Source organism: Sphingomonas sp. IC4-52 (assembly GCF_020707225.1).
Classification (GTDB): domain Bacteria; phylum Pseudomonadota; class Alphaproteobacteria; order Sphingomonadales; family Sphingomonadaceae; genus Sphingomonas.
Window position 1 is genome coordinate 270,560 of the sequence record NZ_JAJFEU010000001.1, and the last position, 22,041, is coordinate 292,600.

At 62.8% G+C, this 22,041-nt stretch carries 18 protein-coding genes; 9 read left to right on the plus strand and 9 right to left on the minus strand.

All coding sequences use genetic code 11. The features are described from left to right. The first annotated feature begins 110 nt into the window (after nt 1-110). The 3 genes from glgA to LK535_RS01235 all read left to right on the plus strand — a co-directional run bounded on the left by glgA (nt 111) and on the right by LK535_RS01235 (nt 5,000). Nucleotides 111-1,544: a glycogen synthase GlgA gene (gene glgA, locus LK535_RS01225; protein WP_227770082.1), complete on the plus strand. Its 1,434-nt coding sequence runs from the start codon at nt 111-113 to the stop codon at nt 1,542-1,544. Continuing rightward, nucleotides 1,541-3,160 carry an alpha-D-glucose phosphate-specific phosphoglucomutase gene (locus tag LK535_RS01230; protein ID WP_227770083.1) on the plus strand — a complete coding sequence of 540 codons (1,620 nt, stop codon included), beginning with the start codon at nt 1,541-1,543 and terminating at the stop codon, nt 3,158-3,160. The genes glgA and LK535_RS01230 overlap by 4 nt, the downstream gene beginning before the upstream one ends. Nucleotides 3,161-3,281: 121 nt before the next feature. Continuing rightward, a complete protein-coding gene (locus LK535_RS01235; RefSeq protein ID WP_227770084.1) occupies nt 3,282-5,000 on the plus strand; it encodes a glycogen debranching protein in 1,719 nt (572 codons plus the stop codon). A gap of 20 nt (nt 5,001-5,020) precedes the next feature. Here the strand turns inward: LK535_RS01235 and LK535_RS01240 are convergent, their stop codons facing one another. The 4 genes from LK535_RS01240 to LK535_RS01255 all read right to left on the minus strand — a co-directional run bounded on the left by LK535_RS01240 (nt 5,021) and on the right by LK535_RS01255 (nt 10,145). Beyond that, nucleotides 5,021-6,145 carry a zinc-binding dehydrogenase gene (locus LK535_RS01240; protein WP_227770085.1) on the minus strand — a complete coding sequence of 375 codons (1,125 nt, stop codon included), beginning with the start codon at nt 6,143-6,145 and terminating at the stop codon, nt 5,021-5,023. Nucleotides 6,146-6,285: 140 nt separating this feature from the next. Further along, entirely contained in the window at nt 6,286-8,106 is a 1,821-nt protein-coding gene (locus LK535_RS01245; protein ID WP_227770086.1) for a flavin-containing monooxygenase, read from the minus strand. A 95-nt stretch (nt 8,107-8,201) separates the two neighbouring features. Then, nucleotides 8,202-8,957 (minus strand): polyphosphate kinase 2, encoded by a 756-nt coding sequence (ppk2, locus tag LK535_RS01250; RefSeq protein ID WP_227770087.1) that lies wholly within the window; start codon nt 8,955-8,957, stop codon nt 8,202-8,204. A 3-nt stretch (nt 8,958-8,960) separates the two neighbouring features. After that, nucleotides 8,961-10,145, minus strand: coding sequence for an acetyl-CoA C-acyltransferase (locus LK535_RS01255; RefSeq protein ID WP_227770088.1), 1,185 nt, complete (start codon nt 10,143-10,145; stop codon nt 8,961-8,963). A 90-nt stretch (nt 10,146-10,235) separates the two neighbouring features. On the opposite strand from LK535_RS01255, the gene LK535_RS01260 reads away from it, so the two are divergent. From LK535_RS01260 to LK535_RS01275, 4 genes are read left to right on the plus strand one after another with little or no spacing between them, the layout of a single operon-like run. Beyond that, a complete protein-coding gene (locus LK535_RS01260; protein WP_227770089.1) occupies nt 10,236-10,487 on the plus strand; it encodes a hypothetical protein in 252 nt (83 codons plus the stop codon). Beyond that, nucleotides 10,480-11,229, plus strand: a complete 750-nt coding sequence (locus LK535_RS01265; protein WP_227770090.1) for a prepilin peptidase — start codon at nt 10,480-10,482, stop codon at nt 11,227-11,229. Before LK535_RS01260 ends, LK535_RS01265 begins: the two co-directional genes overlap by 8 nt. Beyond that, nucleotides 11,226-11,669: a hypothetical protein gene (locus tag LK535_RS01270; RefSeq protein ID WP_227770091.1), complete on the plus strand. Its 444-nt coding sequence runs from the start codon at nt 11,226-11,228 to the stop codon at nt 11,667-11,669. The genes LK535_RS01265 and LK535_RS01270 overlap by 4 nt, the downstream gene beginning before the upstream one ends. 18 nt (nt 11,670-11,687) lie before the next feature. Beyond that, nucleotides 11,688-13,097, plus strand: a complete 1,410-nt coding sequence (locus LK535_RS01275; RefSeq protein WP_227770092.1) for a coniferyl aldehyde dehydrogenase — start codon at nt 11,688-11,690, stop codon at nt 13,095-13,097. A 42-nt stretch (nt 13,098-13,139) separates the two neighbouring features. Here LK535_RS01275 and LK535_RS01280 read toward each other — a convergent pair whose 3' ends face one another. Then, nucleotides 13,140-13,295, minus strand: a complete 156-nt coding sequence (locus LK535_RS01280; RefSeq protein ID WP_227770093.1) for a YdcH family protein — start codon at nt 13,293-13,295, stop codon at nt 13,140-13,142. 184 nt (nt 13,296-13,479) lie between these two features. Here LK535_RS01280 and LK535_RS01285 point away from each other — a divergent pair, with 184 nt between their 5' ends. Together LK535_RS01285 and LK535_RS01290 are read left to right on the plus strand one after the other, a co-directional pair. Beyond that, nucleotides 13,480-13,677 (plus strand): YdcH family protein, encoded by a 198-nt coding sequence (locus tag LK535_RS01285; protein ID WP_227770094.1) that lies wholly within the window; start codon nt 13,480-13,482, stop codon nt 13,675-13,677. A gap of 81 nt (nt 13,678-13,758) precedes the next feature. Next, complete coding sequence (locus tag LK535_RS01290) at nt 13,759-14,220, plus strand: DUF1465 family protein (protein WP_227770095.1); 462 nt, start codon at nt 13,759-13,761, stop codon at nt 14,218-14,220. 148 nt (nt 14,221-14,368) lie between these two features. On the opposite strand, the gene LK535_RS01295 is transcribed toward LK535_RS01290, so the two are convergent. From LK535_RS01295 to LK535_RS01310, 4 genes are all read right to left on the minus strand, one after another. Then, nucleotides 14,369-16,219 carry an ABC-F family ATP-binding cassette domain-containing protein gene (locus LK535_RS01295; protein ID WP_227770096.1) on the minus strand — a complete coding sequence of 617 codons (1,851 nt, stop codon included), beginning with the start codon at nt 16,217-16,219 and terminating at the stop codon, nt 14,369-14,371. Between the two features lie 227 nt (nt 16,220-16,446). Then, nucleotides 16,447-17,247 carry a LytR/AlgR family response regulator transcription factor gene (locus tag LK535_RS01300; RefSeq protein WP_227770097.1) on the minus strand — a complete coding sequence of 267 codons (801 nt, stop codon included), beginning with the start codon at nt 17,245-17,247 and terminating at the stop codon, nt 16,447-16,449. A gap of 90 nt (nt 17,248-17,337) precedes the next feature. Beyond that, nucleotides 17,338-18,456 (minus strand): sensor histidine kinase, encoded by a 1,119-nt coding sequence (locus tag LK535_RS01305; protein WP_227770098.1) that lies wholly within the window; start codon nt 18,454-18,456, stop codon nt 17,338-17,340. Between the two features lie 100 nt (nt 18,457-18,556). After that, entirely contained in the window at nt 18,557-21,916 is a 3,360-nt protein-coding gene (locus LK535_RS01310; protein ID WP_227770099.1) for a TonB-dependent receptor, read from the minus strand. Nucleotides 21,917-22,041 lie beyond the last annotated feature (125 nt).

The following is a 22,041-nucleotide window of genomic DNA, read 5'->3' on the forward strand; positions in this document are numbered from 1 at the left end:
GTGCGCTGGAAGGCCGGAACGAACGGGCACGGAGCGGCGGCGCGGCTGAGTAGCCATCCGGCGCGCGCTGTTGACGAGCCGGCCATATGCCTCGCATGCGGGGGGAGGGGATGAAGGTCCTCTCCGTTGCGTCCGAAGCATATCCGCTCGTCAAGACCGGCGGCTTGGCGGATGTTGTGGGCGCGCTTCCTCAGGCACTGACGACCCATGGCATCGCAACCACGACGCTGCTCCCCGGGGTTCCGGCGGTTCTGAACGCGACAGCCGGGCGTGCGGTCCATAGTTGGCGTGATCTGCTGGGCGGTGGCCCGGCCCGCTTGCTTCGCGGAGAGATCGGCGGCCATCCGCTGCTCGCACTGGATGCGCCTGCATTCTTCGAACGCGACGGCGGACTTTATGGTGATCGGAGCGGCGCAGATTGGCCCGACAACTGGCGCCGCTTTGCCGCCCTGGCGCGCGCAGCGGCCGATATTGCCAGTGGCAACGTGAAGGGATTGTCGTTCGACATCCTTCACGCTCATGACTGGCAGGCGGCCCTGGCCCCGGCCTATCTTCGCTATGGCGCGTCGCCGACCAAATCGGTGGTGACGATCCACAACATCGCTTTCCAAGGGCGGTTCGGGCGAGAGATCTTTGCCGATCTGGGCCTGCCCCAAGAGGCCTGGTCGATCGATGGCGTCGAATATTATGGCGGCGTGGGGTACCTGAAGGCGGGCCTTCAGGCTGCAGATGCGGTGACGACGGTCAGCCCGACCTATGCTCAGGAAATCCTGCGCCCGGAGTTTGGCATGGGGCTGGAAGGCCTGATCGCGCAGCGGGCGAAAAGCGTTTCGGGAATCGTGAACGGAATAGATCGGGCGATCTGGAGCCCGGAACATGATGTCGCATTGCCGGTCCGCTACTCCCCCAGGACGTTGGCACGGCGGGCCACAAACAAGCGGGCGGTAGAGCACGAGTTTTCGCTTGAGCCGGGCGACGGGCCGATCTTCACGGTGGTAAGCCGCCTGACCTGGCAGAAGGGCATGGACGTGCTCGCCGAGTGCGTTGACGAGCTGGTGCAGATGGGCGGAAGACTCGCGATGCTCGGTTCAGGCGACGCAGGCTTGGAAGAGGCGTTCGTCCGAGCGGCCGAGCGTTATCCCGGGCGGATCGGGGTCAGGATCGGTTATGACGAGCCGCTCTCCCACCTTCTGCAAGGCGGGGCAGATGCCATCGTCATCCCGTCGCGGTTCGAGCCATGTGGCCTGACCCAGCTATATGGGCTTGCTTATGGTTGCGTGCCCATTGTCGCGCGCACCGGTGGCCTCGCAGACACGATCATTGATGCCAACATTGCCGCCGTCGATGCGCAAGTCGCCACTGGCGTTCAGTTCGGCGAGGTGTCGCGCGACGGCCTCTTGCATGCGCTCCGACGTGCCTGCGAGCTTTATGCCGATCGTGCGCGTTGGCTCTGCCTTCAGCGCTGCGGCATGAAAGCCGACTTTTCATGGGGGAGGAGCGGGGCTGCTTATGCTGCGCTCTATCGGGGATTGATCAACACATGATCGAGACAGTGACGACCACGCCCTTTGCTGACCAGAAGCCCGGCACGTCGGGCCTGCGCAAGAAGGTGAAGGTTTTCCAACAGCCACATTATGCCGAAAACTTCATCCAATCGGTGTTCGATGTGGTGGAGAACAAGAACGGGGCTACCCTGGTCGTGGGAGGGGACGGCCGCTTCCTGAACCGCGAGGTGATCGGCAAGGCGATCCGCATGGCCGCGGCGAACGGCTTTGCGCGCGTGGTGGTGGGGCAGGGCGGCATCCTGTCCACGCCGGCCGCCTCCAATATGATCCGCCAGTTGGGCGCGATCGGCGGGCTGGTGCTGTCGGCAAGCCACAATCCAGGCGGGCCCGACGAGGACTTCGGGATCAAGTACAATGCCGCAAATGGCGGGCCAGCGCCGGAGAAGGTGACGGACGCGATCTACGCGCGGACGCGTTCGATCGGCCAATATTGTATTGCCCCAGATGAAGGGATCGACCTGGATCGGCTGGGCACCCAGCAGCTTGCGGGAATGACGGTCGAGATTGTCGATCCGGTCGCTGCCTACGCAGACCTGATGGAGAAGTTGTTCGATTTCACCGCCATCCGTGGTGCTGGCCTCACGATGGCGTTCGACGCCATGAGTGCGGTGACCGGCCCTTACGCAAAGGAGATCCTGGAGCGACGGCTTGGGTTCTGCGCCGGCACGGTTCGTAACGGTACGCCTCTGGAGGATTTCGGAGGTCATCATCCCGACCCGAACCTAGTTCACGCGCGTGAACTCTCCGACCTGATGATGTCGCCCGACGCACCGGATTTTGGCGCGGCGTCGGATGGCGACGGCGATCGCAACCTGATCATCGGGCGCGGAATATTCATTACACCGTCCGACAGCTTGGCGATGCTGGCCGCCAATGCTCATCTCGCTCCGGCCTATGCCGGGGGCCTGAAAGGCATCGCTCGCTCAATGCCGACCAGCGCGGCGGCGGACCGGGTGGCTGCGGCGCTGGGGATCCGGGCGTATGAAACGCCTACGGGTTGGAAGTTCTTTGGTAATTTGCTCGATGCCGGCGAGGTGACGATCTGCGGTGAAGAGAGCGCCGGCACCGGATCCGATCACGTCCGGGAAAAGGATGGCCTTTGGGCGGTGCTGCTATGGCTCAACATCCTTGCCGCAACCGGCAAAACTGTGATGCAGATCGCACAGGAGCATTGGGCCCAATACGGCCGCAACTTCTACGCACGCCATGATTATGAGGGTGTCGAGAGTGCGGCGGCGGATGCGCTCATGTCCGAATTGCGCGGCAAGCTGGGTGAGCTGCCGGGGCAGGTCTTCGGCACGTTGACCGTCGAGGCGGCGGATGACTTTGCCTACCATGACCCGACCGATGACTCCGTCAGCAGCAATCAGGGCATCCGTGTGCTTTTCGCCGGAGGCAGCAGAGTAGTGTTCCGGCTCTCCGGGACGGGGACTTCGGGCGCGACCCTACGGGTTTATCTCGAACGATATGAACCGGTCGGGGGCCGTCTGGATGCGAACACCACGGAGATGCTCGCCGAGATTGTCGCGGCGGCAGACACGATCGCCGGCATTGTTCGGCATACCGGCCGCCGTCAGCCTGACGTGATTACCTGAGCCCAGTCGATCATGGCTTGGACCTCGACGAGCCCTGGTCGTCCGGTTGCGCACGCGTGGGGCAGCATGTTTGATGTCGTTCATGCGTCTTGACGTGCTATCCAAAGCGGACCCTTCTCCGATGTTCGAGCACCGATTTCAGGTTCGGTCGCCCCGCGCCACTCACGTCTGGCTCTGCCTCTTTGACGGTGAGGTGGAAAGTCGCCGGTTGATGTCGCGGAACGGTGATGAGTGGTTCTGTGAAGCGCGGGTTCGTGAAGGTGCCCGCTATGGGTTCCGCGCCGCTGGGTCTCACCCATTCGACCCGTCGAAGCTGCTGCTGGATCCGAACGCGACGCACCTCGACGCGCCATTCACTTATGATCCCAGGTTGAGCGAGCCGGGGTTTGATACGGCAGCCCTCGTTCCGAAGGCTGTTCTGACGAGGTCACTACCTCCGCTGCACGCGCGAGAGCCCGTCTTCAAGGCCGGTGGCCTCATCTATGAGGTGAACGTTCGCGCGTTCACCATGCGGCATCCGGACATTCCGAGCGAGATGCGCGGCACCGTCGCTGCGCTAGCTCATCGGTCGATCTTGGACCACCTGACCCGCATCGGTGTTGATGCCGTTGAGTTGATGCCGATCGTTGCCTGGATCGATGAGCGCCATCTGCCGCCGCTGGGCCTCAGTAATGCGTGGGGCTATAATCCGGTTGTGCCGATGGCACTTGATCCGCGCCTGTGCCCCGGCGGGATCGAGGAATTGCGGGCCACAGTGGAAGCGCTGCGGCAGGCCGGTATCGGCACGATCCTGGATCTGGTGTTCAATCACACCGGGGAAAGCGACCTGGCGGGTCCAACGCTCTCGTTTCGAGGGCTGGATAACGACGTCTATGCGCGTTCCGAGACCGGCGTTCTCATCAATGATGCTGGCACCGGCAATACGCTGGACTTCGGGAACCCCTGGGTTCGAGCTATGACGCTCCGAACTTTACGGCATTTCGTCAGTCAGGCGGGTGTGGACGGCTTCCGGTTCGATCTCGCGCCGATCGTGGCGCGTTCACCGGGCTTTGATCCCCAAGCCCCGATCTTTTCTGAGCTGCGTGCCGATCCACTTCTGGCCGATCGCATCATGATTGCCGAGCCGTGGGACGTTGGCCCCGGTGGGTACCAACTCGGCGCATTCCCGTCAGACTGGCTCGAATGGAATGATCGCTTCCGAGACGATGTGCGCCGGTTCTGGCGCGGGGATGGCGCCGCCGGAGCGATTGCCACCCGCCTGGCCGGATCCACAGACGTTTTCGGCGAGGAGCGAACGCGCAGCGTGAACTTTGTCGCCGCGCATGACGGCTTCACGCTCGCGGACGCGGTCTCGTACCGGTCCCGGCACAATCACGCCAATGGCGAGCAAAACCGCGACGGTCATGCGGATGAAGTGAGCTGGAACGCCGGGAATGAGGGACGCGGCGCGCCTGAAGACGTGCGCGCGTTGCTGGCCAGTCTTTTTGCCGCTCGCGGTACGATCATGCTGACCGCGGGCGATGAGTTCGGACGCACCCAGGCGGGCAACAATAATGCCTACGCGCAGGACAACGAGATCAGCTGGCTAGATTGGGATAGGCGGGATCATGCGCTGGAAGCCTATGTGGCGTCTCTGGCTGCTTGGCGGCGCGCCCATCCGGCGATCGGCGCCCCGGAGATCCGCCACGACCTTCATTGGTCGACCCTCGATGGCGGCGCGATGATGGCGGAAGACTGGGAACGCGCCCATGGCTTTGTCATGCAGATACCGGGCGGTGCGGAGGTCCGGATTGATCGGGTCAACCGGAGCGTTGACCTGTCGCCCTCGCCCCGGGAGTGATCCCGGAGCGAGGGCCGAGATCATGCCTGGGGCACTACCAGATACTTCTCCCCGGTCGCTCGCTTTCCGTAAGCGGCGATGGTCGCAGGATCGAGCATCTCGGCCAAGGCAATACGCTTGGTGTACTTGCTGGCGAACGTCGTCTTCAGCTCACGCGCGACGCGATCGCGAAGCTCCTTTGCTGCGCCCGCGCCAATGTCCTCGAGGAAGTAGGTCAGCAGCCAGCCGCCCATGCGCCAGCGCATGCCGAACCCGCGATTGAATTCGGTCGGGGCAGGGGACAGGCCGCCATAGAGATAGACCTGCTTCATCTGACGTGACCCGTACGGCCCGTCCGCGCGCTGCGTGCGGAGTGCAGCCTGTTCCATGGCGGTCAGGATCTGCCCGGCCAGCTTCCCGCCGCCGACCGCGTCAAAGGCGAGGAAGGCGTTGGTCGCAGCGATGGCGTCAATCAGCTTGGGAAGGAAATCGTCCGCCGTCATGTCAACGACGTGCTGCGCGCCAAGGTCACGCAACAGCTGCGCCTGCGCCTCGCTGCGGACGATGTTGACGAGCGGAACGCCGTCTGCCGCGCAAAGCTTGACGAGCATCTGGCCAAGGTTTGACGCAGCGGCGGTGTGCACCAGGCCCTGGTATCCCTCACGCTTCATCGTGCCCACCATGCCAAGTGCGGTGAGCGGATTAACGTAGGACGATGCTGCCTCTTCCGCGCTGGTGCCTTCCGGAACGATCATGCAATCGGCGGCGCGTACCTTGCGATATTGCGCGTAGAAGCCACCGCCGGCGAGCGCGACGGTCTTGCCCAGAAGCGCTTGCGCGGAAGGGGAGGCGCCAGCAGCGACCACCTGACCTGCGCCTTCGTTGCCGACAGGAACGTCAACTCCCGCGCGGGGGGAGAGTGCACGCTGAACCGCGGGGTTGAGCGGTGCGCTGGCAGAGTTGCCCTCCCGCGTGAACTCCGTTCCGTCGGTTAGCGCCAGGAGGACGGCAAGATCGGAGGGGTTGATCGGCGTTGCCTCAACGCGAACAAGAACGTCCTCATCGTTCAGCGTCGGTACCGGCACGTCCTGCAACGAGAGCCTTACCTGCCCCTCGGCGGTCACGGTCGACACAAGGCGACGGTATGTTTCAGGCAAGTCAGTCATGGCAGCTCCTCTTGAAGGCTATGGTTATGCCGTAGCCATCTCGCCCGCGCCGACCAATGTCGAGAGATTTAGCGCTGCCATGCCTCTCGACACCGGTGGTTCGGGCGCCGGCGCGCCGTCAGTTCGGTTCGGAGCAAGCCTCAGGCGAGGTTCAAACCCTTCATGCTCCCTTCCTCCCGCCACTCCTTGATGATGTTGAAGAAGGCATTGGGCCCCTTGCCGTAACTGGAGAAGCTGGCCGCCTTGGGACTCAGCTGTCCCTCGCCATTGTAATAGCCGGGCGTGCATTCCTCGAGGAACTTGCGCCGGTCCAGCACGGCCGACAGGACTTCTTGTGTCCAGGCCTCCTCCGCTTCTTCGCTCGGCTCCACGCGAGACTTCTGCGACCGCATCGCCTCCCCGATGATGTGCGCGGCATGTCCGGCCTGCTCGAGAAGGGCGTGGGGGTAATTGGCGGTGAAGCCTGATTGAACAACCGAGAAGATGAACATGTTCGGGAAGCCGTTGACGGTCATGCCGTGCAGCGTGCGGCCGCCGTCAGCCCACTTTTCTTCGAGTGTCCGTCCGCCCAGGCCGCGCACGTCGTAACCCGCACGGCGAGCATAGCTGGTGCCGACTTCAAAGCCGGTGCCGAAGATCAGGCAGTCGAGCTTGTATTCCTTGCCCGCGACGACCACGCCATCGCGTGTGATCTGCTGGACGCCTTTGCCCTGCGTATCCACGAGCTTAACGTTCGGCCTGTTGAAGGTCGCCAGATAATCGTCGTGGAAGCACGGCCGCTTGCAGAACTGGTTGTACCAGGGCTTGAGAGCGTCGGCGGTCGCCTTGTCATTCACCACCTGATCCACGCGCGAGCGGATCGATTCCATTTTTTGAAAGTCGGCGAGCTGCACCAATTCGTCTGGATTCTCGGCACCGGCCTTTACGGCCTTCATGCGGGCGATCATGCCAAGGTTGCGGATGATGTCGGTCCATCCGTCGTTTACCAGGTCTTCCTCAGCCCAGCCGCCCGACACCAGCGTGTTGAAGTTCTCCATCCGGTGGCGGTGCCAACCGGGAGTGAGGGACTGAGCCCATTGCCGGTCCGTTGGACGATCGCCGCGCACGTCGATCGATGAGGGCGTACGCTGGAAGACGAAGAGCTCCTTGGCGCTTGCCCCAAGATGAGGAACGCATTGGACCGCCGTGGCCCCTGTGCCGATGATCCCGACGACCTTGTCGCCAAGCCTGTCCAGACCACCGTTCTGATCACCGCCGGTGTAGGCATAGTCCCAGCGGCTCGTATGGAAGGTGTGGCCCTGAAACTCCTCGATGCCCGGAATGCCCGGGAGCTTGGGGCGGTGCAGGGGGCCATTTGCCATTACGACGAAGCGAGCGCGGATCGCATCACCGCGGTTGGTGAACACCGTCCACCGACGTTGCTCTTCGTCCCAAGCCATGTCGGTGACTTCGGTCTGGAACAGGACGTCCCGGTAAAGGTCGAACCGTTCCGCAATGCGACGTGAATAGGCGCGGATCTCGGGGCCCTGGCTGTACTTGCGCTCGGGCATGAAGCCCGTTTCTTCGAGCAGCGGAAGGTAGACGTAACTTTCGATGTCGCAGGCTGCGCCAGGATAGCGGTTCCAATACCAGGTTCCGCCGAACTCGCCGCCCTTTTCGATGATGCGAATATCGTTGACACCGGCCTCGCGCAGCTTGGCACCGGCGAGCAGACCACCAAACCCGCCGCCGATCACCACGACGTCCTTTTCGTCGCTCAGGGGCGCGCGTTCGATCGGCTGCTCTATGTAGGGATCCTCGAGATAGTGGGCGAACTTGCCCGTCATCTCGACATATTGCTCGTTCGCGTCGGCGCGCAGTCGCTTGTCCCGCTCGGAAAGATACTTGGCTTTCAGCGCCTTGGGATCAAAATTGAACTGGCTGTCGGGCGCGCTGTGCAGAGCCTGCGACTCGAGTGTCATTCGCCTCTCCTCGTTCTATTTTCTTAGAACGCATTATGACTTAGTGCCGGAGGGAGAGGTAGCCCCGATTTTTGTGCGACGGCGCCTGTCGTGAGCTATCGCTCCAGCCGGCCGTCACCAATCGCCGACGCTTCGAAAAGGAAGAGCGTGTCGGGATCCGGTGCCGGGATCAAGCCGCCGATTTCCTCAGGCGCCAGTTCACGCAAGAGATGCTGGATGATCGCCCGCCGTGCGCGTTTCTTGTGGTCGGCACGAACGCAGATCCACGGCGCAACCGGCGTACTCGTACGGGTCAACATCGTGTCGCGAGCGGCGGTGTAGGCATCCCACTTTTGCTGCGCCACGGCATCCAGCGGCGAAATCTTCAGGGCCTTCAACGGATCACTTCGGCGGGACTCCAGCCGGGCAGCCTGTTCATCGCGCGAGATGTCGAGCCACAGCTTGATGACCTTGATCCCGTCGGCAAGCAGCATCGCTTCAAAACCGGGAACATCCTCAAGGAAGCGCGCCTGCGCTTCAGGCGAGGAGAAGCCGTTCACCACCTCGACACCGGCACGATTGTACCAACTGCGATTGAAGATCACGAGTTCGCCCGCAGCAGGCAGGTGCGCGACATACCGCTGGAAAAACCACTGTGACCGTTCGTGCTCCGTTGGTTTCGGCAGCGCGACGACCCTCGTCTGCCGGACCGCGAGATGGCGAGTGATGGCGCGGATGGCGCCATCCTTGCCCGCCGTATCGCGGCCCTCGAAAATCACAACGGCCCGTGCGCCCGCCGTCGCGGCCCAGCCTTGGTAGCGGACCAGCGCAACCTGGAGGTCGTGATCCTCCTTTTCGTGATCCGCCCCCACGGTTCAGACTAGCTCGACAGCAATCGCCGTGGCCTCACCCCCGCCGATGCACAGGCTTGCCACGCCGCGCTTCTTGCCGCGGTGCTTGAGCGCGGCGATCAACGTGGTGATGATGCGCGCGCCAGAAGCGCCGATCGGGTGGCCGAGCGCGGTGGCGCCGCCGTGAACGTTGATCTTCTCGTGTGGAATGCCGAGGTCGCGCATAGCGAACATCGCAACGCAAGCGAACGCCTCGTTGATCTCGAACAGGTCGACGTCATCGATGGCCCAGCCGGCCTTCTTCAACAGCTTCTCGATCGCACCCACCGGCGCCGTGGTGAAGGCAGCTGGTTCCTGCGCGTGGGCCGAGTGGGCGACGATACGTGCCACCGGCTTCTGGCCCTTCGCCTCGGCGACGCTGGCCTTTGTCAGCACCAGCGCAGCGGCACCGTCCGAGATTGACGAGCTGGTCGCAGCCGTGATGGTCCCATCCTTCGCAAACGCTGGCTTCAGCGACGGGATCTTGTCCGGCATTCCGCGGCCAGGCTGCTCGTCGGTGTCCACCACCACTTCGCCCTTGCGCGTGGCCACGGTGACAGGAACGATTTCCTCAGCAAACGCGCCGGACTTGATCGCCTCCTGAGCGCGGCGCAGCGATTCGATCGAATAATCGTCCTGTGCCTGACGGGTGAGTTGATACTCATTGGCGGTGTCCTGGGCGAACGTGCCCATGGCGCGGCCCTGCTCGTACGCATCTTCGAGCCCGTCCAGGAACATGTGGTCGTAAGCAGTGTCATGACCAATCCGCGCGCCCGAACGATGCTTCTTGAGGATGTACGGCGCGTTGGTCATGCTCTCCATGCCGCCTGCCACGATCAGGTCGGCAGATCCCGCCGCGATCGCTTCCGCACCCATGATCACGGTCTGCATGCCGGAACCGCAAACCTTGTTCACGGTGGTGGCTTCAACGGACTTCGGCAACCCGGCCTTGATCGCCGCCTGACGCGCGGGAGCCTGGCCCAAGCCGGCCGGCAGGACGCAGCCCATGTAAATGCGCTCGATCTCAGCCCCATCAACCCCGGCGCGCTCGACTGCCGCCCTTACCGCCGTCGCGCCAAGATCGGTTGCGGAGACGTCGGCAAGCGCGCCCTGCATGCCGCCCATCGGCGTACGGGCGTAGGAAAGGATAACAACGGGGTCGGTGGCCATTTCGATGCTGCTCCGCGGGAAATCGTGTTGGCCCCGATCTAGTCACGAACAATCGCGAATACAAAGGCCCCTGATCGGCGTTGGGCGACGATGGACACACTCATCGACGTGCTCAAATGGTCCGCTTCAATCAGCGGAATGATCGCAGCCTTCATGGTATCCCTAGACCTCGGCCGACGCGTTACGGGCTGGGGCTTCGTGCTGTTCGTGGGATCGTCGATCTGCTGGATCAGCGGCGCCACCCTGACCGATGACTGGGCGCTCGGCACGCAGAATGCGGTGCTGTTCGGGATCAATCTGTTCGGCGTCTATCGCTATCTGATACGTAAAAAGGGTGTCTGATCTTTTTTGGCCGCTCGCGCTCTCCGTTCTCGGCGCCATTTTCGGCAGTTTTCTCGCGACGGTGGCGGTGCGGTGGCCCGCTGGTCGGTCGTCGCTCACCGGCCGCTCTACTTGCGACGGATGCGGCCAGCCGGTGGCGGCGCGTGACCTGATCCCGATCGCGAGCGCAGTCCTCCTCAAAGGACGGGCACGCTGTTGCTCGGCGCCGATCGACCCAACCCATGCGCGGGTCGAGATTGCCTGCGCAGCGGCGGGCTTGCTGGCGGGCGCGGTGGCCAGCGGCTTCACGGGATTGATCGTCGCGATATTCGGCTGGCTACTCGTGCTCGTCGCCGCGCTCGATGCCACCGAGTTGTGGATCCCGGACCCTCTCGTCGGAACACTCGCCGCCGCTGGCCTTCTCGCCAGTTCGATGCTGCCGCCCGCCCTGACAGACCGTCTCATCGGCGGCGTGGCGGGCTTCGCCTCACTCTGGCTGATCGGCTTCGCCTATCGTCGTGTGAGGGGGCGGGAAGGGCTTGGCGGCGCGGACCCGAAGCTGTTCGGCGCGATCGGCCTCTGGCTTGGATGGCGGCTGCTTCCGGCCGTGCTGTTGATTGCTGCGATGATCGGCCTTGGCGTGGTTGCCGTGCGTCTCCTTCGCGGAGTCAGCGTAGAACGGGACGATGCGGTGCCCTTTGGCGCGTATCTTGCCGTGGCGGCTTACCCGGCGTTGCTCCTCATGATACATCTCGGCTTATGATGGCGTTGCTCCTCGCGCTCGCGGCTGCCGACCTGCCAACGACGCCGCCGTCGATCGACGGCCTGCCGCTTGGGGGCTTGCCGCCGCAGTCGCTTCCGGCTCGCGGATGCGCCGCTTATCTCTTCAGCACCGGCAAGACCCGCACGCTTGTCGCGATGGCGAGCGCCGAAGCCGGTGCGCTGAGAATAGCAGTCAATGGTGTGCCGGCTGATCTTGCCAGAAGCACGCAGATCGGGAGCGCCGGCTACGGCTTTGCGGCGACCACCACCTACCAGGGCGCGGGCATGTCTGCGACACTCGACCTAGCTGTCCAGAACCGGCGTGACCTGACGCAGGGCGCCGTTATCGACCAAGGATCCCTGCGCCTGGATCGTCCTGGCGACGACACCATCATTCTGCCGCTTGCAGGCCTGATCGGTTGCGCTACCCAGACACCATAACAAGGGGGAGAGGACGTGATGAAGGAGATATTGGCCGCCCAGCGTGAGAGCTTCATGGCCGCGCTGCCGGAGCCACTTTCGATCCGCAAGGACCGCCTGAAGCGAGCTTCGGCAATGATCCGTGACCATGCGGACCGTTTTTGCGACGCGCTCAGCGAGGATTTCGGGCATCGCAGCCGTGAGCAGTCGATGATCACCGACATCGGTGGCTCCATTGGCCCCATCAACCACGCGCTGAAGAACTTGGATAAATGGTCCAAGCCGGAGAAGCGTGGCGTTCAGTTCCCGTTGGGGCTCCTCGGGGCGAAGGCGTGGGTGGAGTATCAGCCGAAGGGGGTAATCGGCGTGATCGCGCCGTGGAACTTCCCCGTGAACCTCGTCATGTCGCCGCTCGCCGGCGTGTTCGCCGCCGGAAACCGAGCGATGGTGAAGACGAGCGAATATACGCCAGTCACGGCGGCATTGTTCGAGGAAATCGTCGGTCGTTACTTTGATCCAACTGAGCTGGCGTTCGTGTCAGGCGGTGCGGATGTGGGCCAGGCATTTGCGGAGCTGCCCTTCGATCACCTGCTGTTCACGGGAGCAACGGGGATCGGCCGTCACATCCTGCACGCCGCTGCTGACAACCTGACGCCCGTCACCCTCGAACTGGGGGGCAAATCACCCGTGATTGTGGGCAAGGGTGCGGACGTGACGCAGGTCGCCGAGCGGGTCGCAGTCGGCAAGATGCTGAACGCCGGGCAGATCTGTCTCGCCCCCGATTACGTGCTGGTTCCGTCCGACCAGGAAAATGCGGTTGTTGATGGCCTGAAGTCTGCGGCAAGCGCCATGTACCCGACGTTGCTCTCCAATCCCGACTACACAAGCGTCGTGAACGATCGCCATTATCAGCGGCTGAACGACTGGATTGAGGATGCGCGGGCGAAGGGTGGTCAGGTCGAGGTGGTTAACCCCGCCAACGAGGATTTTGGCAGCACCAACAGCCGCAAGATGCCGCTCCATATTGTGCGGAATGTGACGGACGACATGACGCTGATGCAGGAGGAAATCTTCGGCCCGGTCCTGCCTGTGCGTCGGTACGACGGGATCGACAGCGCCATTGCCGAGGTGAACCGGCGCGATCGCCCGCTTGGCCTATATTATTTCGGCAAGGATGAGCAGGAGCGCCGGCGCGTGCTGGACCGCACGATTTCCGGCGGCGTGACGCTGGATGACGTGATTTTCCATGTGTCGATGGAAGACCTGCCATTCGGCGGCGTGGGGCCTTCAGGCATGGGTTCCTACCACGGCCTGGACGGTTTTCGTACCTTCAGCCACGCCAAGGCTGTCTTCCAGCAGTCGAAGCTCGATGTAGCGAAGATTGCCGGGCTGAAGCCGCCATATGGTGCCGCGACTCGCAAAGCAGTCGCACGTCAGATCGGGGGATGATGGAACTCGGCGCGGGATGCCCGCGCCGAACCCCGGCTTTTGTCAGTGCGCGGAAATCTCTTCCTTAAGGCGCAGCTTCTGCTTCTTGAGGTCCGCAATCAACATGGTGTCCGGCATCGGCCGATGCCGTTCGTCGTCGATGCGCTGATCGAGCAGGGCATGCTTGGCCTCCAGAGCCGAACGATGCGCAGTCTGCATATCAGGAACCTCCTTGCTTGCTTGACGGAACTCAGGAGTAAATCACTGACGGGCCGAAAAGTCGCGGGCGAAAAGGGTTAACGGTCGACCGGCTGACCGCAATGCGGGACGTCTCGCGCGTGTAACGATAAAGGTGCTGGACGGTGGAGTCTCTGCTAGGGAGCCGAGCAAGGGAGGCCAGGTGGTGGACGATACGCACTTAATCGCGAGGCTGGGGGCGCTCCGGACCGAGCATCGCGATCTGGACGCGGCCATCACGGCGCTTTCCAGCCAAGGACCCCAGGATCAATTGCAGCTTGCGCGATTGAAGAAGCGCAAGCTTCTCCTGCGCGATGAAATTGCGTTGATCGAAGACCAGCTGATCCCGGACATCATCGCCTGAGTATCGCTTTGGGACGAAGGCGACGAAGTCACTGCGACTAGATCCTGTGCCATTGGCCAGGAGGCAGGATAACAGTGGCAGATGCAGGCAAGCATCCAGGATTCGCCCGTTCAAAGGCGCTTGATCAATTCACTCTATGTGGAAGCGATGGTGCTGGCCGACGACGCTCGCAGTTATTTTGACGATGGTGGGCGCGAAGAGCGGGACAGCCTGTCGCCAATGGCGCGGGTAACCTTCAGCTGCGAGTCGCTGAAGGTCACCACCCGACTGATGCACGTGATCGCCTGGCTACTGACGCAACGCGCAATGTTCGCCGGAGAGCTTAGGTCCGGCGATGCGATGCATCCGTCGCGACGGCTTGGAGAGGCGCCGCAGACGGACCCGACCGTGGCGGCCGAACTGCCGATGCGGGCGCAGCGACTTGTCGGCGCCAGCGTTGAGCTGCACCGCCGGGTGGCACGGCTTGATGAGGCTCAGGCGGTCGGACCGGCAGGCGAAAGCCCGGCACGTCAGATGCTTCAACGGCTTGCCCTGTCGTTCTAATCGGGACGACTAGTGACGGAGACGGCTTGCCGTTCCCACACGGGTAGGCTGCTTGTTGCTCGGCCCATGGTGCGGATGAAGCGACTAGAGCATTACCGAGCCGGACGCGGCCGCTGGCGCAACAGTCCGCAGACGGCGGTGACGGGCGTCAGGCAGTTTCCAAAGCCTCGGTTGCCTCAAGCCAGCGCGCTTCGGCTGCCTCGATCTGCTCTACCAGGGTGGCCCGCCGCTTCATCAGCTCCGTCATGGTCAACCCTGCAAGCGACTTCTCGGCACCTGCAGGATCGAACATGGCGCGGTCCACGGCCGAACGCTCGGTGCCGAGTTTCGCAATCTCTGCCTCTGCCTCCTTAGCCGCCTTGCGCCAGGCCTTGTCACTCTCGCGCTTTTCCGCCGCAGCCTTCCGGTCTTCCTTGCGCGCCTTGCCTTCGCTCTTCGGTTCCTTGGCAAGGACAAAGGCGACATAATCGTCGAGGCTTCCGTCGAACTCGCGTGCCGTGCCAGCGTCGACGAGCACCAGGCGGTCCGCGGTCAACTCGACCATATGGCGGTCGTGGCTGACGATGAGGACGGCACCCTTGTAATCGTTCAGCGCTTGGACAAGCGCCTCACGCGCATCCACATCCAGGTGGTTCGTAGGTTCGTCGAGGATCAGCAGGTGAGGTGCCTCGCGCGTGATCAGGGCGAGGGCGAGACGGGCGCGCTCTCCACCCGACATCTTGCCGACCTTGGAGGTGGCACGGTCGCCGGAAAAGCCGAACCGGCCGAGCTGGGCGCGCACTGCCGCCGGCGTGGCGTTGGGCATAACGCGCGTCATGTGGGCGAGCGGCGTATCGTCGGCGTCTAGTTCCTCGACCTGGTACTGGGTGAAATAGCCGACACGCATCCTGTTGCTGGCCGCGAGCGTGCCATCCATTGGTGCGAGCTGCGCGGCCACCAGGCGGGCGAGCGTCGTCTTGCCGTTGCCGTTGCGCCCGAGCAGCGCGATCCGATCGTCGGGATCCATGCGCAGATTGAGACGCCTCAGGATCGGTGTTTCGCCATAGCCGACGCTCGCGTGATCCAGCGTGATCAGCGGTGGCCGAAGCGGCTCGGGATCGGGGAAGGCGAAGGACAGGGTCGGATCGTTCGCAAGCTCGGCGATCGGCTGCATGCGTGCCAGCATCTTTGCGCGGCTCTGAGCCTGCTTGGCCGTCGATGCGCGAGCGGAGTTGCGGGCGATATAGTCCTGCAGCTTGGCCCGCTGCGCATCCTGATTGGCTCTGGCCGCCGCGATCTGAGCCATCCGCTCCGCACGCTGCCGTTCGAAGGCATCATAACCGCCGACATAAAGCGTCGTCTTGCCGCCCTGGAGGTGCAGGATGTGGTCGACCACGTTGTTCAGGAAATCGCGTTCGTGGCTGACCACGACGATGGTTGCGCGATAGGATCGCAGGAAATCCTCAAGCCACATCACCGCTTCGAGATCGAGGTGGTTCGAAGGCTCGTCCAACAACAGCAGGTCAGGCTGCGAGAACAGCAGCGCAGCTAGCGCGACCCGCATCTTCCAGCCGCCCGAAAAGCTATCCAGTGGCTGGTTCTGAGCCTCTTCGTCAAAACCCAGTCCAAGCAGGATCTGCGACGCTCGAGCCGGTGCCGTATAGGCGTCGATTGCGATCAGCCGTTCGTAGATATCGCCCAGCTTTTCGGGATCGGCTTCAGTCTCGCTTTGCTCCATCAAGCGGGCGCGTTCGAGATCGGCCGCAAGTACGGTCTCGAACGGCGTAGCGTCACCGGCGGGCGCCTCCTGTGCGATATATCCGATGCGCGCGCCTCGCGGCATGTCGATCGAGCCACCGTCGGGCTCAAGCTGGCCAGCGATGACCTTGACCATCGTCGACTTGCCAGCGCCGTTGCGGCCAATCAGCCCGACGCGGCTTCCCGGCGGCAGAGAAGCCGAGGCGCCGTCGAGGATCGCACGCCCGCCCAGGCGTACGGTGATGCCGTTGATCGTAAGCATGGCGCCGCCCCTAGCAGGTCTCGGGCGTTCCGGTAACACCCCACCGCGACGGCAATTTACCAGGACGCATTAAGGGACTTGGATGCCGTTGATCGTAAGCATGGCGCCGCCCCTAGCAGGTCTCGGGCGTTCCGGTAACACCCCACCGCGACGGCAATTTACCAGGACGCATTAAGGGACTTGATTGCCGCTCCGGCCCGAACCGAAGCGGCGCATCCGGCTAAAGCCTAGTGAACGAAGCGAGCGACAACATCGCGATAGCTGCGGCTCACCTTCACCTGCGCCCCGGAATCCAAGACCAGGAAACACTCTCCGTTCGTATGCGGCTTCACCTGGCGCACCTGATCCAGGTTGACGATGGTCGAGCGATGGACGCGCTGAAACCGCCGCGGGTCGAGCCGCTTTTCCAAGTCCTTCATCGTCTCGCGCAGGATCAACGTGTTATCGGCGGTCTTGATGCACATGTAATCACCGGCCGCTTCGACGATTTCGATCGTGTCGACGTCGACGCGGAAGATCTGACCGCGATCCTTGACGTTGATCAGCTTCTCGAATCGGCTGGCGGTCGGGCCATCGCCGCCATCGACGATCTCGGCTGCCGCCTCTGGTGCGTGTTCGGCCAGTGCCTCTTTCAGCTTTTCGGCTTCGTTCACGCTCGATTTTTCGGCGAGCCGCTGGCGTACGCGGTCCAGCGTGTCCGCGAGCCGGGCCTCTTCCACTGGCTTCATCAGATAGTCGACCGCCTGCGCTTCAAAGGCGCGCAGCGCGTGATCGGAATACGCGGTGACGAAGACGAAGAGCGGCGGCTCCACTTCCATGAGGCCTTGGACCACCGAAAATCCGTCAAACCCTGGCATTTGGATGTCGAGGAAGACCAGGTCGGGCTTGTGTGTCTTGATCGCGCTGATCGCCTCGCGCCCGTTCTGGCACTTGGCGATGATCTCGACGTCGTCGTGCACCTGCAATCGGAGCTCCAAGCCCTGGATTGCGAGTGGCTCGTCGTCGACGAGAATGGTGCGGATGGTCATGGTCTGGTCGATCTCCGATACGAATGCCGCCCGTCCGTTCTTACTGGACTGGCAGTCATCAAACTTCGCTACCCCCCGATTGCACCCCTGTTATTCCACCTGGAACGGTATCTCGATCTCCACGCCGAAGCCGCCTGTCGGCATGGCGCGGAGCTCAAAACGATGATCCGTTCCGAACGATTGCTGTAGCCGCTCCCTGATATTGGCAATCCCCACCCCGGTGGAAAGGCTTGGCTTGTTCTTTGTTGGCTGCAAGCCCGGCCCGGTGTCCGATACGCCGATCCGCACTCTATCGCCGTTGAGCCGCGCGGTTACGCAGATTTCGGCGCCTTCCTCCTTGGGGGTCACCGCATATTTGATCGCATTTTCGACCAAAGGTTGCAGCAGCAGCGAGGGCAACCGCGCCCGCTCCGCAGCCGGATCAATCTCAAATTTCGGCCGTAACCGATCCTCGAAACGCATCTTCTCGATTTCGAGATAGAGCTTCAGCGTTTCAACCTCCTGCGCCAGCGTCACGTGCGCCGTTGGCTCGTTCACCAGCGTGTACCGCAGAAAACTCGAAAGCCGGCTGAGCATCGCATTGGCTCGCTCGGTCTGCTTCAGCAGGACCAACGTCGAGATCGAGTTAAGCGTGTTGAACAGAAAGTGCGGGTTGAGCTGGTAGCGCAACATGGCCAGTTGCGCCGACGAGGCTTGTGTTTCCAGGTGCTGAAGCTGATCGATCTGCTCTTCGACGATCAGGTAGAAGTTGATCCCGAAATATAGCGCTGACCAGCCGGCAAGCACAGTGAAGTTAAGAAACAGCGCGCCGATCAGCAGCTTCACGTCAACGCCGGGCGCGGACAGTTTGATGAAGCTGAACGAAAATGTGTCGAGCAATGCGTAGACGAAGGTGGCGGCGCCAAGCGTCAGGACCGTCAGAACGATCGCCGTGATCCGCGGAAGTCCGCGGTAGAAGCCGTAAAGCACGGATAGCAGCAGCGTGATGCAATAGCCGACGATCGTTTCCACAATCGTGCTGATCACCCCCTGAAGAGTGAAGCCGTTTGAGATCGACGAAACGGTCCTGAGAACCAGATAGCCAGTCCAACCGGCTGCTTGCAGGACCCAGAATGCGCGCGCCTTGTCTTCGAAAAACGGTCTTACGGCCAGGTTGCTCGGCCGGATCGGGGCCGTCGTGGAAGCAGGGCCGGGGAGGGTGGTCGCCATCCCGGATCCTGTACACGTCCGTTTGCCGACGCGCAAAAAACGAAGGGCCACCGTTCACCCGAGGGGAACGGTGGCCCGAAGTCAGATCAGATCAGCGCGATCAGAACGTGAAGCGCGCGCCGATGCGGATCGAGTAGAGCGACTGACGCGAGTAGACCGTGTCCGTCGGTGTCGCGGCTGGTGCGCTGTAGCGATACTGCGCACAGGCCTGGCTCGTGTTCGCCGTTGCTGCAGTTCCCGGCGCGGTGCCGGTCGCCACTGGAGCCTGCAGGCACGACACGCGGACCGCAGGGATGGTGTACGGGAACTGATACTCGCGCACCTGACCCCAGTTCTTGTTGATGAGGTTGGTCAGGTTCTCGATATCCATGAACAGCTCGACCCGGCTGTCGCCGACAAAGGTCGGGATTTCCTGGCCGATATGGAGGTCGAACCGAGTGAACCACTTCGAGTTGAAGGCGTTGCGCGGCGCGATCTTGCCACGGTACTTACCCAGCTTCGTCGAATTGATCAGGTTGTCGAGATAATCACGAGTAGCCGTGGTGTCGTACGAAACCAGCGCGTCCGTGGTCGAGGTCGGCACATAGAGCAGGTAACGTGAGCCGTTGCCGGCCGTCCCGAACACACCCGAACGGGCGTTCGAAAGTTCCTGCATCGTGTAGCTGAACGGACGACCGATGCGCGTTTCACCGAACAGGGTGAAGTTCGTCTTGTAGTCACCGAAGAACGCGCGGTTGAAGCTCACGTTGTACTTGATGTTGTGGCGAACTTCGTCGTTGGAGATGCCGTAAGCTGCACCATTGGCATCGAAGAAGGCGCCGTTGCCGTAGTTCGACGATGCCGTCGAGGAAGTGGCAGGAGCCTGATCCTTGATGTCCTGATAGCTATAGCTGACCGCCGCACGGAGACCGAAGTCAAACTCCTTGGCGATACGCGCAACGGCCACGAGGCTGCGCCCCTTAGTGGTGTTGGTCAGGAAAAGATCCTGGTTCGTATCGGAGAAGTTCGTGGCCGACGCATACCGAACGCGGCCGTCCGGCGTACGAAGTGCCGTCGGGATCACGCGAAGGTCGGTGAAGAACACCTGGTTGCGAACGTCGGACCAGAGGAAATCGGCACCGAAGTTCCAGCCACTGCCGAAGGTACCGCCCCAATCCGGATCATAGTCGAACGACAGGGTGCCGCGCCACTGCGACGGGACCTTGAAGTTCGGATCCAGGGCGTTGGTCGGCGACTGCGTGCTCACGGTCGCATTGTTCAGCACGGCGTTCGCCTGCCCAGGAATAACTGCGCCGTTGACCCCGGTGAGGATTGCCTGGCCCGTGGTTACCGCATCGGCGCCATTCAGCCCAGGAACGGTGTAGCCGCCCCCGTTCAGCTGACGCACGTCGATTGCGTTGGTCAGGAAGCCCGTGTTGGAGAAGCTGTTCGACACATACACGTCCGGCGAGCCGCCCGAGAAGATGCCGATGCCGCCGCGGATCGAGAGTTCGCGGGTGGGCTTGAAGTCCACGCCGACGCGCGGCTGGAACACACCGCGACCCGAGATGTACGAGGTGTTCGGGAAACCGTAGCGGCTCAGGAACGACGAGTTCAGCTCCGGCCGGCTGTCGCCGCCGTAGAGATCATAACGCGCGCCATAGGCGAGCGTCAGGATGTCGCTGATCCGCCAGGTGTCCTGGATACCAAAGGTGTAGGACTGGTAGCGGAACTTCGCGGCGCCGTCTGCCGGATCCAGGCTCGGCACAGCGTTGCCGTAGCGGAAGCGCTGCGCGTTGCCAGCTTCGAAGTCGGCGATCGAGTCGAAGTAGTAGTCGCCCGCGGTGCGCTGCACGAACAGGTTGAAGATGTCCGTGTCCTGGAACTCGGCGAAGATCCGCAGGTCGTGATTGTTGCGGGTCAAGCGTGCCTGCACCAGGCCGCCGTACGTACGGCTGGTCAGCTCGTTGGACTGACGCGAGACGTCCGGGCCGAAGGAAACATTGCCGAACCCCGACTGGCAAGTGCCTGCCAGATCGTTGCTCGCGGCAGCGCCAGTGCTGCGATCGCTGGTCGGCGCGGTGCAGACCTGCATCTGAGCGAAGCCGCGACCCAGGATCGGATCCTGACCGCGCTTATAATCCTTGTAGAAGCCGCGAACCTCGGTCGAGAACTCGTCGGTCCAGTCGCTGTTTAGCTGGAACACACCGGTGTGCAGGCGGTTCGAGCCGACGTAGCCGTTAGACTCCAGACCCAGGCCCGGCGTGCCGGTCAGGAAGGTGTTCTGGTTCATCTGGATCGAGTCTTTGGTGTACAGGTACGTCACCGAAGCGCGCTGCGTGTCCGACAGGTTGGCGTCGATACGCGCCACCAGTCGATCGTCACGATCCTTTGCGTCGTTCAGAACGCCGCCCGTCTCATAGCCATAACGCGACTGGGCGATGCTGCGGATCCGATCGACCTGGGCGTCGGTAATGTTCGGCACCACCGCGCCAGCGTTGTTGCCCAGCGTGCCTTCGGCGATCGGCGTATTGGCGCGGATGCGCTCACCAGCGACCATGAAGAACAGCTTGTCCTTGATGATCGGGCCGGACAGCTGCGCGCCGTAGTTCTCGTACTTGAAATCCGGGATGTTCACGCGGCCGGTGGGAACACCCGGGCCTGCCTTGGTTTCCTTGCCGGTGAGCCCAGCGTCAGAATAGGCGTAGAATCCGGTGCCGTGGAAGCTGTTCGTGCCCGACTTCAGAATCGCGTTGATCGCGCCGCCCTGGAAGTTGCCTTCACGCACGTCATACGGCGCCACCTTGGTCTGGAACTGCCCGATCGCGTCGAAGGGGATCGGCGAGCGGCGGGTGGGGAGGCCATCGGGGTTGAGGCCGAAGTTGTCCGTGACAGGCACGCCGTCGACCGAGAAACGGTTGAAACGTGCGTTCTGGCCCGCGAAGCTGACAGCGCGGCCGCCCGAGGGCGTGTCATCAAGACGGGCGAACGGGTCACGGCGCATCAGGTCGCGCACGTCGCGGTTCACCGACGCGACACTTGCGATGTCGGCAGCCGACAGAACGGTTGCCGGGCCCTGGCTGACCGTACGGGCATTTGCGACGCGCGACGCGGTGATGACGATGTCGCCGCCGGCCGCCTCGGTGCTCTCAGCCTGCAATTCGATCGGCAGGTCATATGCCTGCGCAACGACCGTGAAGATGTCGGTGACAGTGACCTGCGGGTAGCCGCTTGCGGCCACCGTGACGGAGAAGGGGCCGCCGACACGAAGGCCAGAGGCGTTGAACGAACCATTCGCATCGGTCGTCACCGTGCTGGTGGTGCCAGACGGAACGTTGACGATTGTCACCGTCGCACCCGCAACCGGCGCACCTGCAGCAGTCACCGTGCCGCGGATAACCGACGTGGTTTCCTGTGCCATCGCACCCGCTGGCGCGACGAGCGCAACAACAGCCGCACCCAGAAACAGGTTGTGTCGCATTAATCAAATTCCCCTTGGAGCTCATGCTCTGGCACGCGGTGCCTGAACCGCTGCCGCGCCCGTGCCCGCGCAATATTTCTGTTCGGTTACGCGGGCGAGCAGAATCCAAGGGGAACCAATTTTGA

Bases quoted from the DNA above. Each gene is read 5' to 3' on its own strand.
- glgA (WP_227770082.1), top strand. From the start codon at position 111: ATGAAGGTCCTCTCCGTTGCGTCCGAAGCATATCCGCTCGTCAAGACC.
- LK535_RS01230 (WP_227770083.1), top strand. From the start codon at position 1,541: ATGATCGAGACAGTGACGACCACGCCCTTTGCTGACCAGAAGCCCGGC.
- LK535_RS01235 (WP_227770084.1), top strand. From the start codon at position 3,282: ATGTTCGAGCACCGATTTCAGGTTCGGTCGCCCCGCGCCACTCACGTC.
- LK535_RS01240 (WP_227770085.1), bottom strand. From the start codon at position 6,145: ATGACTGACTTGCCTGAAACATACCGTCGCCTTGTGTCGACCGTGACC.
- LK535_RS01245 (WP_227770086.1), bottom strand. From the start codon at position 8,106: ATGACACTCGAGTCGCAGGCTCTGCACAGCGCGCCCGACAGCCAGTTC.
- LK535_RS01255 (WP_227770088.1), bottom strand. From the start codon at position 10,145: ATGGCCACCGACCCCGTTGTTATCCTTTCCTACGCCCGTACGCCGATG.
- LK535_RS01260 (WP_227770089.1), top strand. From the start codon at position 10,236: ATGGACACACTCATCGACGTGCTCAAATGGTCCGCTTCAATCAGCGGA.
- LK535_RS01270 (WP_227770091.1), top strand. From the start codon at position 11,226: ATGATGGCGTTGCTCCTCGCGCTCGCGGCTGCCGACCTGCCAACGACG.
- LK535_RS01275 (WP_227770092.1), top strand. From the start codon at position 11,688: ATGAAGGAGATATTGGCCGCCCAGCGTGAGAGCTTCATGGCCGCGCTG.
- LK535_RS01280 (WP_227770093.1), bottom strand. From the start codon at position 13,295: ATGCAGACTGCGCATCGTTCGGCTCTGGAGGCCAAGCATGCCCTGCTC.
- LK535_RS01290 (WP_227770095.1), top strand. From the start codon at position 13,759: ATGCAGGCAAGCATCCAGGATTCGCCCGTTCAAAGGCGCTTGATCAAT.
- LK535_RS01295 (WP_227770096.1), bottom strand. From the start codon at position 16,219: ATGCTTACGATCAACGGCATCACCGTACGCCTGGGCGGGCGTGCGATC.
- LK535_RS01300 (WP_227770097.1), bottom strand. From the start codon at position 17,247: ATGACCATCCGCACCATTCTCGTCGACGACGAGCCACTCGCAATCCAG.
- LK535_RS01305 (WP_227770098.1), bottom strand. From the start codon at position 18,456: ATGGCGACCACCCTCCCCGGCCCTGCTTCCACGACGGCCCCGATCCGG.
- LK535_RS01310 (WP_227770099.1), bottom strand. From the start codon at position 21,916: ATGCGACACAACCTGTTTCTGGGTGCGGCTGTTGTTGCGCTCGTCGCG.